The organism is Streptomyces sp. NPDC059255, assembly GCF_042752355.1.
Taxonomy (GTDB): Bacteria; Actinomycetota; Actinomycetes; order Streptomycetales; family Streptomycetaceae; genus Streptomyces.
The window spans coordinates 107,336-121,668 of sequence record NZ_JBHYZP010000019.1 but is presented as its reverse complement, the minus strand read 5'-3'; the positions used below and the strand labels follow the sequence as shown (position 1 = coordinate 121,668).

Below are 14,333 nucleotides of genomic sequence, written 5' to 3'. Positions count from 1 at the left end.
CGGTGCCGTCCCCCGCCCCGTCCGCGTCTCTCTCGCGAAGGTGTCGGGGGCGTGCCCGCGGCCGTGCGGGCCCCGAGGAGAGAGGGGGCGCGATGGGCAGGAAGCACATCGACACCCGGCTGCTGGCACAGCTCACCGAGCAGTCCCAGGACCTGCACAGCGACGCGCTGAGGATCACGGGCCGGGCCATGGCGCCGACCGCGTCCGCGGAGGACGTCATGGCGCTGCAGACGGCGGCGTCACTGGAGAATCTGGCGGTCGGCGTCTACCGCACCGCCGCCCGTCTGCCGTTCATCAGGAGCGGCAACAAGACGCTCGTGGCGTTCATCTCCACGACCACGCGGCAGCACGAGGAGCACGCCAAGGCGTTCAACGCCGCGGTCACCCGGGCCGGCGGCCGGGCCCAGACCGGGACCGACCCGAAGTACGCGGCCGTGGTCAGGAAGACGCTGCCGACCGTGAAGACCCCGGCGGACGTGGTCAAGCTGGCCATCTCCCTGGAGGACGTGGCCGCGCAGACGTACACCAAGAACGTCGGCCAGGTCAGCAGCGGGCCGCTGCGCCGGCTCTTCGGTTCCGTGGCGCCGGTGGAGGCGCAGCACCGCGCGACGCTGCTGGCGGTGCAGGCGCTGCTCAGCGCCGGGGACGAGAGCCTGATCGCCATCCCCACCGATGTCGCGAAGCTGCCCCCGGCGGTCGGTTCGGTGGGCTTCCCCGACGCGTTCTACCCGACGGCAGACGCGTCGCCCGTCTCGGAAGGGGCAGTCCGATGAGTACCGCTACGAGTACCGCTACGAGTACGGGTACGAGCACCGGTACCGGTGGCACACGCGACGGCTGGGAGCTGCCCGTCGGCGAGGACGGGCTGGGCCGCCTCACGCGGGAGATGACCGAGGCGCACCGGGAGACCCTGCCCGTGATGCGGGCGCGCGCCGCCGCGCTGGCGGCGCGCCTCGGCGGCGGCCGTACGGGGCGGGAGGGGCCCGTGGACGCCGGGCGCCGGCGGTTCCTGCTGGGCGCGGGCGGCGCCGGGGCGGCGTTCGCGCTGGCGGCCTGCTCGGGCGGGTCCTCCGACGGCCCGGCGAACCCCGTCGCGGACACGGTCACGTACACCGGGGATCTGCGGTACGTCGCGCTGGCGGCGGCCCTGGAGAACCAGGCGGTCGACGCGTACCGGGCGACGCTGGCGGCGGCGAAGGCGGGCCGGCTGGGCACCGTACCGCCCGCGGTGTCGTCCTTCGTCACGACGGCGAAGGCCCAGCACACCGACCACGCGAAGGTGTGGAACTCGGTGCTGACCGGGGCGGGCAGGCCCGCGATCAGGGGGGTGCCGCTCACCGACCGCGAGGAGATCACGACCGCGCTGGGCAAGGCCCGGAACGCGGGCGACGCGGCCGCGCTCGCCCTCCGGCTGGAGGATCAGGCGGCGCAGACGTATCTGCTGTCGACGTACAGCGTGAAGAGCGCGTCGGGGATCGAGACGGCGGCGACGATCGCGCCCGTGGAGGCGATGCACGCGGCGATCCTCCGTTTCGTGCTGGGGGAATACCCCGTTCCGGACGCGTTCCTGCCGGTCGACAAGGCGGCGAAGCCGAGCCTCCTGACGGTGTGAGCGAGGGCGGTGGGAGACTGGGGGGTCCCACCGCACCACACCGAGATCGAGGCACCACCTTGCCGTTCGTCCCGGCCGCCCGTGCATCGGCGGCCCCTCTCCTCGCCCTCTCCCTGGCGCTCGTCCTCGCGCTCACCGGCTGCGGCGCCGGCCCGGACTCCCCCGGCGGATCCTCCCCCGGCGGATCCTCCGGAAACGCCCCTTCCAAGAGCGGGAGTTCCGCCGCCCCGGCGGAGCGGGTCGGGCAGCCGAAGGCGAACGATCCCTTCGACTACCAGCTCGGCGGGGCGTACGACCCGCCCGCCGGGGTGCGTACGGTCATCAGGGACCGTACGGCGAAGCCCGCGCCCGGGGTGTTCAACATCTGTTACGTCAACGCCTACCAGACGCAGCCGGACGCCGTGGGGTGGTGGCAGAAGAACCATCCGGACCTGCTGCTGCGGGACGCGGACGGCGACACCGTCATCGACGAGGACTGGGACGAGCCGCTGCTGGACATCTCCACCGCCGATCGCCGCGAGCGGCTGGCGGGCATCGTCGGCGGATGGATCGACGGCTGCGCGCGGGACGGGTTCGACGCCGTCGAGGCGGACAACCTGGACTCGTACCTGCGGTCGGACTCCCTGCTCGACCGCGAGCAGGCGACCGCCTTCGCCCGGCTGCTGGCCGCGCGCGCCCACCGGGCGGGGCTGTCGATCGGCCAGAAGAACGCGGTGGAGATGAGCGGGGCGCGGGACGCCATCGGCTTCGACTTCGCGGTCGCCGAGGAGTGCGGGCGGTACGACGAATGCGGGGAGTACGCCGAGGCGTACGACGACAAGGTGCTGGTGGTGGAGTACCGGCGGCCGGACTTCACCGCCGCGTGCGAGGCGTGGGGCGACCGGCTGTCGATCGTCCTGCGGGACCTCGATGTCGTCCCGGCGGGCGAGCCGGGGCATGTGAACGAGCGCTGCTGACACCGTGTGAGACCGGCCCCGCCCGTTCCTCCGGACGGGGTCCCGGCACCGGGGTCACCGGCGCCGGAGCCAGCGGGGCCGGAGCCAGCGGGGGCCGCGCCGGGGGCGGGGCGGCGGAAGCACGGGGCCCGTGCCGGGGGGCCGGGGCCCGCCGCCGCTGTCGGCGTCGACCGGCAGGCGCAGCCCTTCCTTGTCGTACCGGGTCGCCGCGATCACCTCCACGAGCCGCTCCTCGTCGAAGCTCTCCGAGTCCCGCACGTGCGGGACGAAGCCGACGAGCACCCCGTCCTCGACGACCTCGGCCCGCAGTCCCAGCTCCCCGTCGATGTCCCAGACGGCCTCACCGCCGTCGTACAGGACGACCCGTACACCGCACTGGTACACGCCCAGATGCGCCAGATGGGCCGGCACACCCCGGGCCCGCAGCGACGTCACGAGACGGCCGGCACGTTCCTCATCCATCCGATGGCCATCTCCCCGTGCGGCGACCTGTGGGCGACTTTTTTGCAGGGATATGTCCCTACGGCTTCATGGTAGGCCGATTCCCCGGGATCTGGGTGGGCACCCGGTCGCCCGCCCACCCCCGCAGCTCCGGCTCGTCCAGCGAACGGACCCACAGGTCGACCAGCGCCATGGTCCGTTCCGCCGGCCACGGGCCGACGCCCAGGATGCGCATCCCGGCCCGTTCCGCGGCCTCGATCCCGCAGTGGGAGTCCTCGACGGCGAGGGTGTCGGCCGGGTCCGCGCCGCAGAGCCCGGCCGCGGTGAGATAGACGTCCGGGTGCGGCTTGGGTCTGATGCCGTTGTCGTCGTCGGGTACGACGACATGATCGAAGCGGTCGAGCAGGCCGGCCGTGCCGAGCGAGGACTCCACCACCTCTTTCGGGCAGTTGCTGGCGACGGCCAGCGGGGCGAACCGGGCCGCCTGTTCGACGAGTTGGCGCGCGCCGGGCATGGTCAGGGGCCGGTCGGCGACCAGGGCGCCGAAGTGCCCGAGCAACCGTTCCGTCAGATCCGCGCCCAGCTCCGGGTGGCCCGCCTCCTCGGCCATGAGAGCGCCGCACTCCGTGTAGTGCAGCCCCTTGGCCCGCTCGGTGAAGCCCGGCGCGGGGGTGAATCCGAACTCGCGCAGGGCGCGGAGGCGTGCGTCCTGCCAGTGGCATTCGGTGTCCATGAGAGTGCCGTCACAGTCGAAGACGATGGCGGCAGGTGTCCAGGAAAGGATGCGTTGAGCTGTCATCCGATTGTTTCCGTTCAGGAGAGCCCTGACAGCGGTAGCGCTGGCCACCGCATCGATGTGAATACACCGCGGGCGCGAGGGTCACCCGCGAAGAGAAGCGGGTGCGGTTCCAGGCGGGCGCGACCTCGGAATGGAGGCCGGATCCAGCGACCACCGAAGAACATAACGATCGCTACGCTAGAGAGAGAAACATTGAGCAGTCAAGCGATCGCATTTAGTATCGCTATCTGCTTATTGGTACCGCAGCACCCCGAAAGCCTTCTGCAGACCGTCCTGGAAAAAGCGGAAAACGCAGGTCGCGTGGTGCGGAACGCACAACACGCGGGCGGGCGGGTCGTATTCGATGAAGCGCGACGTTTTCAGCCGACCGGCGGTAGGGCGGAGCAGTCTGCCACGGCTCACGAAGGCCGCCGCCTGACGCGCCGCCTCCAGAACGATCATCCCCGGCAGATGGTCGGTCGCGTGGTCGAAGAAGTACGGGTGCCTCATGTCCGCGGGTTCCACCAGGAGGGTGGCGCCGTCGGTGCCGATCACCACGTCGTGCGCGCCGCTCACCCCGACCCCGGCCGGGTCGGGGCGCGTCCGGTCCGCCGCTCCGGCGGGCGCGGTGACCGCCGTACGGCCCTCCCGTACGGCGTCGTACTGCTCGGGCCGGAAGAACCGGGCGCCGCCCCCGGCCCGGGCGAAGCGCACCCCGTCGGCCAGGTAGTCGACCTCCAGCCGGATGCCGCTGACCGCCCCTTCCGTGTCATGGCGCAGGCCGCTCACGCCGACGCGGCAGCGGACGCAGGTGGCGCCGGAGACCAGCCGCGGCTCGGCGGACGGGTCGATCTCGTAGAACAGGTCGGTGATGATCAGGTTCGCCGACGGCCGGACCGCGAAGTACCGCAGGGGGATGTAGATGCCGAGCTGGCGCAGCGTCTCGACGATCATGAGCGGGCTGTGGAGTTCGCCGCCGCCGCGCGGGAAGGTCGGGTGGGAGCGCGGCCAGGAGGCCGCGGCCTCGAATCCGCCGCCCCTCGCCCGCCGTACGTCGGTGAGCAGCACCTCCGCGACGGAGGCGCGGTGCACGAGCTCGCGGGCCACCGTGCGCGACCAGGACAGCGGTCGGTCGTATCCGTCGTACCGGCCGACTTCACCCGATGTGTTCATGCGACCAGAACATCTTAATTCTTCTGCATACGCACCCTCTCCCGGCCCGCGGGGAGCACCGGCAGGGCAGCCGACAAAGACGCTAGATTGCGTACTGTCATTTATCGGAACGGCAATCCGGAGTGTACGTGCAGGTACGGGCGGAGCAGGTACGGGCGAAAGCGACGCGGAGGTTTCTGCTGGAGGCGGCGGCACACCTGTTCGATGAACGGGGTTATGTCGGAACCAGCATCAGTGATATCAGCACACAATCAGGTCGCACCAGCGGAGCTATTTATTTCCATTACGCCAGCAAGGAGAATCTGGCGCTGGCCATTGTCGAGGAGCATTTCGCCGCCTGGCCCGATCTGATCGGCCGCTACCGGACGGCCGGATTCCCGGCGCTCGAACGGCTGGTGGCCCTGAGTTTCGACGTGGCCAGAGCCTTCCGCGACGACGTGGTGATCCGCGCCGGTTCCCGGCTCTGGGCGGAGCGCTCCGCCATCGACGCCACCCTGCCGCGCCCCTTCGTGGGGTGGCTGGAGACGGTCACCGGACTGCTCGAAGAGGCGCGCGAGGAGGGGGCGCTCGCGGAGGGGATCGCCCCGGAGATGGCCGCGCACGGACTGGTCTGCGCCTTCTTCGGGCTGCACACCGTCTCGGACGCGCTGGAGGGGCGCCGGCAGATCGAGGAGGGGCTGCACGATCTGTGGCTGCTGCTCCTGACCGCGCTCCGGCCCGGCTGCGACGCGCGGGCGCTGATCACCCGGGCGCGTGAACACGGCGAACGGATGCGCGAGGCCGTGGCGGAGAAGGAGCCCGGGGCGAAGGGCGAGGGGAGGACCCCGCGGAAGCGGAAATCAACAGGGAAGGCGACAGGCAAGGCGACGGGGAAGGGAACGGGGAAAGGAACGGCGGCCGGCAAGGGAACGGCCGCGGGAAAGGCGAAGGGCAAGACCGGCCGGGCGAAGGGGACGGCGGCCGGCGTGGGGCCCTGAGCGCCGCCGCGGTCATCCTGGGTCTGTCGTTCCGTCAGACCCCGGGGCCGGTCGTACGGATCGGGCCCCTGCTCCTGTCGCTCGGTCAGGCCGTGGCCGGCTGAGCCGTGCTCGTCCGCCGTACCGCCAACTGCGCGCCGAGGGCGGCCTCCCGGGGCGCGAGGGACGCCCCGGGAGGCCGTCCACCGCCTCGCTCTCCTCCCCGCCTCCTCCCCGCCTCCTCGCGGAAAACCGCACGTAACAAGCTATTGACAGGACATATGGACATCGAGCATCGTACGAGCAACTAGAGCGCGCTAGTAGAGCGTGCCAGGTGCTGGAGGTCCCCTTACATGGCAGTCCTGGACGTCCTGACCATGGGACGGGTCGGAGTCGACATCTATCCGCTGCAGACGGGCGTCGGTCTGGCGGATGTCACCTCGTTCGGCAAGTACCTGGGAGGCAGCCCCACCAACGTCGCGGTCGCCTCGGCGCGTTACGGCAGGAGCGCGGCGGTGATCACCAAAACCGGCGACGATCCCTTCGGCGGGTACGTGCGGCGCGCCCTCGCCGAGTACGGCGTCGACCCCAGCCACGTCGGGGTCTCCGCGGTCGCGCCGACCCCGGTGACGTTCTGCGAGATCTTCCCGCCGGACGACTTCCCGCTCTACTTCTACCGGCTGCCGCTCGCCCCCGACCTGGACATCCGCCCCGGCGATCTGGACCTCGGCGCCGTCGCGTCGGCCCGGATCTTCTGGATGACCGGCACCGGGCTGAGCGCCGAGCCGAGCCGGTCGGCGACGCTCGCGGCGCTCCGGCACCGGAACCGGGCGGGCATCACCGTCTTCGACCTCGACTGGCGGCCGATGTTCTGGGAGGGCGCCTACGCGGGCGGCCGCGAGGTCCGTCCCGGCGAGGCCGTGGCGGAGGCCCGCGCGTACTACCGCGAGGCACTCGCCCACGCCACCGTCGCCGTCGGCAACCGCGAGGAGTGCGAGATCGCCACCGGCGAGACCGAACCGTACGCCGCCGCCCGCGCGCTGCTCGCACTCGGCGTCAGGACCGCCGTCGTGAAGCAGGGCCCCAAGGGCGTGCTGGCGATGGACCGGGACGGCACCGCGGTCGAGGTGCCGCCCGTTCCGGTCGAGGTCGTCAACGGCCTCGGCGCGGGCGACGCGTTCGGCGGCGCGCTCTGCCACGGGCTGCTGGCCGGCTGGGACCTGACACGGACGATGCGCTTCGCCAACGCCGCGGGCGCGATCGTCGCCGGGGAGCTGGCCTGCTCGGACGCCATGCCCGACGCGGCGGCGGTCGAGGCGCGGCTCGGCGGGAACTCGAACGAGGAGGAGAGCACCGGTGTCCAGGGAGTCCAGGGTGTCTGACCGGATCCGGCGGATCGTCGAGACACGGGTCACCAACCCCGGCGCCATCGCCGAGGCCGCCGCCCGGCGGGTCAGGGCCGCCTCGCCGCTCGGCGGGAACGGCCGGGCGATGATCATCGCCGCCGACCACCCCGCGCGCGGCGCCAACGCGGTCGGCTCCGACCCCACCGCGATGGCCGACCGCCGGCAGCTCCTGGACCGGATGTGTACCGCGCTGGAGCGCCCCGGGGTGACCGGGGTGCTCGCCACCGCCGACATCCTGGAGGACCTGCTGCTGCTCGGCGTGCTCGACGGCAAGAGCGTCTTCGGCTCCATGAACCGCGCGGGGCTGGCCGGTTCGGCCTTCGAGATCGACGACCGGTTCACCGGGTACGACGCCGAGACCATCGCCGCCATGCGCTTCGACGGGGGCAAGACGCTCACCCGTATCTGCCTGGACGACCCGGCCACCCCCTCCGTGCTGGAGCAGACCGCGCACGCCGTGGACGAGCTGAACGACCGCGCGCTGATCGCCATGATCGAGCCGTTCCTCTCCCGCTGGGTGGACGGGAAGATCCGCAACGACCTCTCCCCCGACGCGGTGATCACGTCGATCACCATCGCGTCAGGCCTCGGCCGCCGCAGCGCCTACACCTGGCTGAAGCTGCCGGTCGTCGAGGAGATGGAGCGGGTCCTCGCCTCCTCCACGCTGCCCGTGCTGCTGCTCGGCGGCGAGGTCAAGGACGCGGAGGCGGCGTTCACCGCCTGGCAGAAGGCGCTCGCCCTGCCGACCGTGCAGGGCCTGATCGTCGGCCGGTCGCTGCTCTACCCCGCCGACGGCGATGTCGCCGGCGCCGTGGACCGCGCGGTGAGCCTGCTGTGACCGGCCGCCCCGTCACCGACGCGTACATCGTGTACACCGCGGGTGCCGCACCCGCCGCCCGCCAGCTGCACCAGCACCCGCACCCGCACCCACACCCGCACCAGTCGACCGAAGGAGCGCGAGGAGTCCGTGGTGAGTGACCACTCCCTGCATCTGCCCGCCGGTTCCACCGCCGAGGGACCGTACACCACCGTCGTCACCCCCGAGTCGGCGCGCTGGGGCCACTCCGGGCTGCGCGTCGTCGAACTCGCCCCGGGCGAGCAGGTCTCCCTCGGCACCGGCGACAGCGAGTACCTGGTGCTGCCGCTCGGCGGGTCCTGCACGGTCGTCGCCGACGGCAGGACCCTTCTCCTCGCCGGCCGGGACGGCGTCTTCGACGCGGTCAGCGACTTCGCGTACCTCCCCCGCGACACCGACGCCGTGATCCGCAGCGAGCGCGGCGGCCGGTTCGCCCTCCCCTCGGCGCGCTGCGAGCGCCGGCTGACCGTACGGTACGGGCCCGCCGAGGACGTACCGGCCGAGCTGCGCGGTGCCGGGAACTGCTCGCGCCAGGTCAACAACTACTGCCTGCCCGGCACGTTCGAGGCGGACCAGCTCCTCGTCTGCGAGGTGCTCACCCCCGGCGGCAACTGGTCGTCGTACCCGCCCCACAAGCACGACGAGGCCCGCCACGACGAGCACGGCACCCCGGTCGAGAGCGAGCTGGAGGAGATCTACTACTTCGAGGTGGCGCCGGGCCCGGCCGGCCCCGGCCTCGGCTACCAGCGGGTGTACGGGACGGCGGAGCGGCCCCTCGACGTCCTCGCCGAGGTGCGCAGCGGGGACACGGTGCTGATCCCGCACGGCTGGCACGGCCCCTCGATCGCCGCCCCCGGCTACGACCTCTACTACCTGAACGTCATGGCGGGCCCCGGCCCGGACCGCGCCTGGCTGATCTGCGACGATCCGGCCCACGGCTGGGTCCGCGCCACCTGGGAGGACCAGGCCACCGACCCCCGGCTGCCGTTCGGCACCGGCACCCCCGAGGAGCTGTGATGGCGACGGAGACCGTACGGCTCACCACCGCGCAGGCGCTCGTACGGTTCCTGGCGAACCAGTACAGCGAGCGGGACGGCGAGGAGCAGCGGCTGATCCCCGGCGTCTGGGGCATCTTCGGGCACGGCAACGTGGCGGGCCTCGGGCAGGCGCTGCTCCAGGCGGACCGTACCGGCGAGGCGGACCTCCCCTACCACCTGGCCCGCAACGAACAGGGCATGGTGCACGCCGCGGTGGCCTTCGCGAAGATGCGCGACCGGCTCTCCGCGTACGCCTGCACCGCGTCCACCGGACCCGGCTCCACCAACATGATCACGGGCGCGGCCCTGGCCACCACCAACCGGCTGCCGGTGCTGCTGCTGCCCAGTGACATGTTCGCCACCCGCGCCGCCGACCCCGTCCTCCAGCAGCTGGAGGACACCCGGGGCGGCGATGTCTCCGTCAACGACGCCTTCCGCCCGGTGTCCAAGTACTTCGACCGGATCAGCCGGCCCGAACAGCTCGTGCCCGCCGCGCTCGCCGCGATGCGGGTGCTCACCGACCCGGTGGAGACCGGCGCGGTGACGCTCTGTCTGCCGCAGGACGTGCAGGCCGAGGCGTACGACTGGCCGGTGGGGTTCTTCCGGCGCCGCGTCTGGCACATCGGCCGGCCCGTGCCGGAGCCCGCCGCGCTGGGGCGCGCCGCCGCACTGCTGCGCACCGCGCGCAGGCCACTGCTCGTCGCGGGCGGCGGAGTGGTGTACTCCGGCGCCGAGGGCGCGCTGCGCGACTTCGCCGAGGCCACCGGCATCCCCGTCGCGGACACCCACGCGGGCAAGGGCGCGCTGCCCTGGGACCACCCGGGCGCGGTCGGCGGCCTCGGCTCGACCGGGACGACGGCGGCCAACGCGCTGGCGGCCGAGGCGGATGTCGTCATCGGCGTCGGCACGCGCTACAGCGACTTCACCACCGCGAGCCACACCGTGTTCGGCGACCCGGACGTGCGGTTCGTCAACCTGAACGTGGCCCGGCTCGACGCGGTGAAGCACTCCGCCGAGCCGCTGGTCGCGGACGCCCGGCTCGGACTCCAGGCGCTGGAGCGGGAGCTGGACGGCTGGGGGACCGACGACGCCTACCGGCAGCGGGTGGCGGAGCTGGCCGGGGAGTGGCGGCGTACGGCGGAGGAGTGCCTCTCCACCGACCACGGGCCGCTGCCCGCGCAGACCGCGATCCTGGGCGCGCTGCGCCGGTCGCTCGACGACCGGGACGTCGTGATCAACGCGGCGGGCTCGCTGCCCGGCGACCTCCAGATGCTGTGGCGCGCCCGCGACCCGAAGGCGTACCACGTCGAGTACGCGTACTCCTGCATGGGGTACGAGGTGGCCGCCGGGCTCGGCGCGAAGATGGCCGATCCGAGCCGTGAGGTCGTCGTCCTGGTCGGTGACGGCTCGTACCTGATGATGGCCCAGGAGATCGTCACCATGGTCTCCGAGCGGATCAAGGTCATCATCGTGATCGTCCAGAACCACGGATTCGCGTCGATCGGCGCGCTCTCGGAGTCGCTGGGCTCGCAGCGCTTCGGTACGCGCTACCGCTACCGGGACCGTGCGAGCGGGCAGCTCGACGGCGAGGTCCTGCCGGTCGACCTGGCCGCCAACGCCGCCTCGCTCGGCGCGGACGTCCTCTCCGCCACCACCGCCGAGGAGTTCGGCCGGGCGATGGCCAAGGCCCGGGACTCGGACCGGACGACCGTCGTCCATGTCGAGACGGACCTGTACGGGCCGAACCCGCCCGGCAGCGCCTGGTGGGACGTCCCGGTCGGCGAGGTCTCCGAGCTGGAGTCGACCCGGCGCGCGTACGGGACGTACCGCGACGCGAAGCGCTCCCAGCGCCACTACCTCTGACGCCTCCTGCCTCCCCGCCTTCCGGCTTGCGCCTCCCGCCTCCCGCCTCCCGCCTCCTGTGAAAGGGCAACCCCCCATGACTGTGCGCATCGGTGTGATCGGCACCGGCATGATCGGCCAGGACCACATCCGCCGGCTCACCCATGTGATCACCGGCACCCGGGTCACGGCGGTGTTCGACATCGACACGGCGCGGGCCGAGGAGGTCGCCGCCTCCGTCGGCGCCCGCGCGCTGGCCAGCGGGCGTGAAGTCATCGACGCGCCCGATGTGGACGCGGTCGTCGTCACCTCGTGGGGCCCGACCCACGCCGAGCACGTCCTCGGCGCCGTCGCCGCGGGCAAGCCGGTCTTCTGCGAGAAGCCGCTCGCCACGGAGGCCGAGGACTGCCTGAAGATCATCGAGGCGGAGACCGCCCACGGCTCCCGGCTCGTCCAGGTCGGCTTCATGCGCCGCTACGACGCCGGCTACCGGGAGATGAAGAAGGTCATCGAGTCGGGCGCCATCGGTGTCCCGCTGATGGTGCACTGCGCCCACCGCAACGCGACCGTCCCGGCCTCCTACACCTCGGCGATGGCCGCGCAGGACACCGCCGTCCACGAGATCGACGTGCTGCGCTGGTTGCTGGACGACGAGATCCGCTCCGTACAGGTGGTGACGCCGCGCCGGACCGGCAAGCGGCACGCGCACCTCCAGGACCCGCAGATCATGCTCTTCGAGACCGCCGAGGGCGTCCGGATCGATCTGGAGGTCTTCGTCAACTGCCAGTACGGGTACGACATCCAGTGCGAGACCGTCGGCGAGGACGGGCTCGTCCGCCTCCCCGACCCGGCGGCCGTCTCCGTACGCACGGCGGGGCGCGCCTCCACCGGGATCCTCCAGGACTGGCAGGGCCGCTTCGAGAACGCCTTCGACACCGAGTTCCGCGAGTGGGCCGAGTCCGTCGCGAACGGCGCCGAGCCCACCGGCCCCTCGGCGTGGGACGGCTACGCCGCGACCGTCATCACCGGCGCGCTCGTCCAGGCCCTGGAGTCCGGCGGGATCGTGCGGGTCGATGCCCTGGAGAAGCGGCCCGCCTTCTACGGAGGGGACACCCGGTGAAGATCGCCCTCGACCCGTACATGCTCCGCGCCCTGCCCATCAGGGAGATGGTGCGCACCGTCGCCGACCTGGGCTACGCGTACATCGAGCTGTCCCCGCGCGACGACTTCATGCCCTTCTTCCGCCACCCGCGCGCCGACGACGAGCGCGTGGCCGAGCTGAGGAGCGCGCTGGACGAGACGGGCGTGCAGCTCTCCAGCGTGCTGCCGCTCTACAAGTGGTCCAGCCCGGACGAGACCGAGCGGCAGAGCGCCGTCCGCTACTGGAAGCGGATGATCGAGATCACCGCCCAGCTCGGCTGCCCGCTGATGAACTCCGAGTTCAACGGCCGCCCGGAGGCCGCCGCGCAGAGCGAGGCGGCGTTCTGGCGGTCGATGGAGGAGCTGCTGCCGGTCTTCGAACGCGAGGGCATCGCGCTCAACCTGGAGGCCCACCCGGACGACTTCTGCGAGGAGAACGACCCGGCGGTCGATCTCGTCCGGGCGATCAACAAGCCGTACGTGAACTACCTGTACTGCGCCCCGCACACCTTCCACCTCTCCGGCGCGGCCCCGGGCGCGGACATCGCGGGGATGCTGCGGTACGCGGGCGACAGGCTCCAGCACCTGCACCTCGCGGACACCTTCGACCACAAGGGCTCGTCCGGGCTGCGGTACATTCTCAACCCGCCGGGCACGGCCGCCCGGATCCACCAGCATCTGGACATCGGTCAGGGGGAGGTGGACTGGGACACCTTCTTCTCGACCCTGCGGGAGATGAACTTCGACGGGGTGGCGACGGTCTGCGTCTTCGCGTGGGAGGAGCGGGCGAAGGAGTCGTCCGCGCTGATGCTGGACCGCGTCACGAAGGAGCTGGCCCGCTGAACTCCCGCTGCTCCGGAGGCTCCTGCTGCTCCGGTGCGTACCGGAGCAGCAGGGTGGCGGCGTCGTCGTGCAGCGGGCCCGCCACATGGCGTACGAGATCCCTGCGCAGCGCCTCCAGCGCCGCCGCCAGGTCGGGTCCTGCGAGGAGCGCGGCCCGCTCGCCGAGCGGGTAGAAGGTCCCGGCCGTGTCGCGCGCCTCCGTCACCCCGTCGGTGTAGAGGAGGAGTTGGTCGCCGGGGGCGAACTCCGCGTGGAAGGGCCGGGGGCCCTCGGTGCCGTGCGCCTCCAGGCCGAGGGGCAGCGCGTACTGGTCGGGCTCGGGGAACTCCACCGCGCCGTCCGCGCGGAGCACCATGGGCGGCGGATGCCCGTAGTTGAGGAAGACGGCGCCACCGTCCTCGCCGATCTCGGCGATCAGCGCGGTGACGAACTTCTCGCCGTCCAGCTCCCTGCTCATGGCGCGCTCCACCCGGGCGCCGACGCCGGTCAGTCCTGGCTCGTCGTGCGCCGCCTCCCGGAAGGCCCCGAGGACGACCGCGACGGTCTCCACCGCTTCGAGCCCCTTGCCCTGGACGTCTCCGACGATCACGCGGACGCGCCCCGCGCCGACGGCCACCTCGTACAGGTCGCCCCCGATCCGCGCCTCCGCCACCGCCGAGGTGTACGAGACGGCGACCCGCAGCGGCCCCGCCGTGCCCGGTACGGGGCGGAGCAGCGCGCGCTGGGCCACCTCCGCGATCGAGCGGACGCTGGCGAGTTCGGCCTCGCGGCGCTGCCGCATCCCGACGGCGACCAGGCTCGCCGCCGTCACCCCGGCGACCGAGGCGAACGCCGTGTAGCCGCGGCGGCTCTGCAGCAGCCCGTCGTACAGCCCGAGTGTGAGACAGCACACGAGGGCGAGGACACCGATGAAGGCGGTGCGCCGCCAGCCGCCCACGAGTCCGGCGAAGGCGGGGCCGAGCGAGAAGAGCGGCAGGAAGCCGATCTTGGGCCCGGCGATCAGCTCCACCAGCGCGACGACGGCGAGCGCGGCGAACGGGAGAACGCCCAGCACAACGGGGGTGGAGAGGTCCTCGCCAGGGGTGCCGCGGCCGGTCGGCGCGCCGTCCCCCGCCCCGGTGCGGGCGCCCGCGTTCACGCCCGGGAACGCGGCGGTGGCGGCGGTCGGGGCGCCGCCGGGTCTCGCACCGGGTCCCGTGCCCGGCTTCCCGCCGGGCCGCGTGCCGGACCGGCCTTCCGGTCGGTCCTCCCGCAGCATGTCCGCTCCCGCCTCGCCCATGTTTAGACTATGCA

13 protein-coding genes and 1 pseudogene are annotated in these 14,333 nt (G+C 72.4%); 10 read left to right on the top strand and 4 right to left on the bottom strand.

The window, feature by feature from the left end; translation table 11 throughout:
* Window positions 1–92 precede the first annotated feature (92 nt).
* From ACFXKG_RS22625 to ACFXKG_RS22615, 3 genes are read left to right on the top strand one after another with little or no spacing between them, the layout of a single operon-like run.
* Window positions 93–773, top strand: coding sequence for a ferritin-like domain-containing protein (locus tag ACFXKG_RS22625; RefSeq protein ID WP_384841850.1), 681 nt, complete (start codon window positions 93–95; stop codon window positions 771–773).
* Window positions 770–1,612 (top strand): ferritin-like domain-containing protein, encoded by an 843-nt coding sequence (locus tag ACFXKG_RS22620; RefSeq protein ID WP_384841847.1) that lies wholly within the window; start codon window positions 770–772, stop codon window positions 1,610–1,612. The genes ACFXKG_RS22625 and ACFXKG_RS22620 overlap by 4 nt, the downstream gene beginning before the upstream one ends.
* 59 nt (window positions 1,613–1,671) lie before the next feature.
* On the top strand, window positions 1,672–2,568 hold the full coding sequence (locus tag ACFXKG_RS22615) for an endo alpha-1,4 polygalactosaminidase (protein WP_384841844.1): 897 nt from the start codon (window positions 1,672–1,674) through the stop codon (window positions 2,566–2,568).
* A gap of 54 nt (window positions 2,569–2,622) precedes the next feature.
* On the opposite strand, the gene ACFXKG_RS22610 is transcribed toward ACFXKG_RS22615, so the two are convergent.
* The 3 genes from ACFXKG_RS22610 to ACFXKG_RS22600 form a co-directional block, all read right to left on the bottom strand.
* Window positions 2,623–3,030, bottom strand: a complete 408-nt coding sequence (locus tag ACFXKG_RS22610; protein ID WP_384841841.1) for a hypothetical protein — start codon at window positions 3,028–3,030, stop codon at window positions 2,623–2,625.
* Window positions 3,031–3,088: 58 nt separating this feature from the next.
* On the bottom strand, window positions 3,089–3,808 hold the full coding sequence (locus tag ACFXKG_RS22605) for an HAD family hydrolase (RefSeq protein WP_384841838.1): 720 nt from the start codon (window positions 3,806–3,808) through the stop codon (window positions 3,089–3,091).
* A 231-nt stretch (window positions 3,809–4,039) separates the two neighbouring features.
* Entirely contained in the window at window positions 4,040–4,960 is a 921-nt protein-coding gene (locus tag ACFXKG_RS22600) for a ScbA/BarX family gamma-butyrolactone biosynthesis protein (protein ID WP_384841834.1), read from the bottom strand.
* 128 nt (window positions 4,961–5,088) lie between these two features.
* On the opposite strand from ACFXKG_RS22600, the pseudogene ACFXKG_RS22595 reads away from it, so the two are divergent.
* From ACFXKG_RS22595 to ACFXKG_RS22565, 7 genes and pseudogenes are all read left to right on the top strand, one after another.
* Window positions 5,089–5,751 (top strand): annotated as a pseudogene (locus ACFXKG_RS22595) (ScbR family autoregulator-binding transcription factor); the annotation flags it as partial.
* A gap of 518 nt (window positions 5,752–6,269) precedes the next feature.
* Window positions 6,270–7,298, top strand: a complete 1,029-nt coding sequence (gene iolC / locus ACFXKG_RS22590; RefSeq protein WP_384841831.1) for a 5-dehydro-2-deoxygluconokinase — start codon at window positions 6,270–6,272, stop codon at window positions 7,296–7,298.
* Entirely contained in the window at window positions 7,291–8,160 is an 870-nt protein-coding gene (locus ACFXKG_RS22585) for an aldolase (RefSeq protein WP_384841828.1), read from the top strand. Before iolC ends, ACFXKG_RS22585 begins: the two co-directional genes overlap by 8 nt.
* 132 nt (window positions 8,161–8,292) lie before the next feature.
* Entirely contained in the window at window positions 8,293–9,195 is a 903-nt protein-coding gene (gene iolB, locus ACFXKG_RS22580; protein ID WP_384841825.1) for a 5-deoxy-glucuronate isomerase, read from the top strand.
* Window positions 9,195–11,078, top strand: a complete 1,884-nt coding sequence (gene iolD / locus ACFXKG_RS22575) for a 3D-(3,5/4)-trihydroxycyclohexane-1,2-dione acylhydrolase (decyclizing) (protein WP_384841822.1) — start codon at window positions 9,195–9,197, stop codon at window positions 11,076–11,078. Before iolB ends, iolD begins: the two co-directional genes overlap by 1 nt.
* Before the next feature lie 76 nt (window positions 11,079–11,154).
* On the top strand, window positions 11,155–12,177 hold the full coding sequence (locus ACFXKG_RS22570; protein WP_384841819.1) for a Gfo/Idh/MocA family protein: 1,023 nt from the start codon (window positions 11,155–11,157) through the stop codon (window positions 12,175–12,177).
* The gene (locus tag ACFXKG_RS22565; RefSeq protein ID WP_384841816.1) at window positions 12,174–13,040 is read left to right on the top strand and encodes a sugar phosphate isomerase/epimerase family protein; all 867 of its coding nucleotides are present in this window, start codon (window positions 12,174–12,176) and stop codon (window positions 13,038–13,040) included. Before ACFXKG_RS22570 ends, ACFXKG_RS22565 begins: the two co-directional genes overlap by 4 nt.
* On the opposite strand, the gene ACFXKG_RS22560 is transcribed toward ACFXKG_RS22565, so the two are convergent.
* Window positions 13,018–14,319 (bottom strand): PP2C family protein-serine/threonine phosphatase, encoded by a 1,302-nt coding sequence (locus ACFXKG_RS22560; RefSeq protein WP_384841813.1) that lies wholly within the window; start codon window positions 14,317–14,319, stop codon window positions 13,018–13,020. The two genes, ACFXKG_RS22565 and ACFXKG_RS22560, sit on opposite strands and share 23 nt — an antisense overlap.
* Between the last annotated feature and the right edge of the window lie 14 nt (window positions 14,320–14,333).

Bases quoted from the DNA above. Each gene is read 5' to 3' on its own strand.
- iolD (WP_384841822.1), top strand. From the start codon at position 9,195: ATGGCGACGGAGACCGTACGGCTCACCACCGCGCAGGCGCTCGTACGG.
- iolC (WP_384841831.1), top strand. From the start codon at position 6,270: ATGGCAGTCCTGGACGTCCTGACCATGGGACGGGTCGGAGTCGACATC.
- ACFXKG_RS22605 (WP_384841838.1), bottom strand. From the start codon at position 3,808: ATGACAGCTCAACGCATCCTTTCCTGGACACCTGCCGCCATCGTCTTC.
- ACFXKG_RS22570 (WP_384841819.1), top strand. From the start codon at position 11,155: ATGACTGTGCGCATCGGTGTGATCGGCACCGGCATGATCGGCCAGGAC.
- ACFXKG_RS22620 (WP_384841847.1), top strand. From the start codon at position 770: ATGAGTACCGCTACGAGTACCGCTACGAGTACGGGTACGAGCACCGGT.
- ACFXKG_RS22560 (WP_384841813.1), bottom strand. From the start codon at position 14,319: ATGGGCGAGGCGGGAGCGGACATGCTGCGGGAGGACCGACCGGAAGGC.
- ACFXKG_RS22610 (WP_384841841.1), bottom strand. From the start codon at position 3,030: ATGGATGAGGAACGTGCCGGCCGTCTCGTGACGTCGCTGCGGGCCCGG.
- ACFXKG_RS22600 (WP_384841834.1), bottom strand. From the start codon at position 4,960: ATGAACACATCGGGTGAAGTCGGCCGGTACGACGGATACGACCGACCG.
- ACFXKG_RS22625 (WP_384841850.1), top strand. From the start codon at position 93: ATGGGCAGGAAGCACATCGACACCCGGCTGCTGGCACAGCTCACCGAG.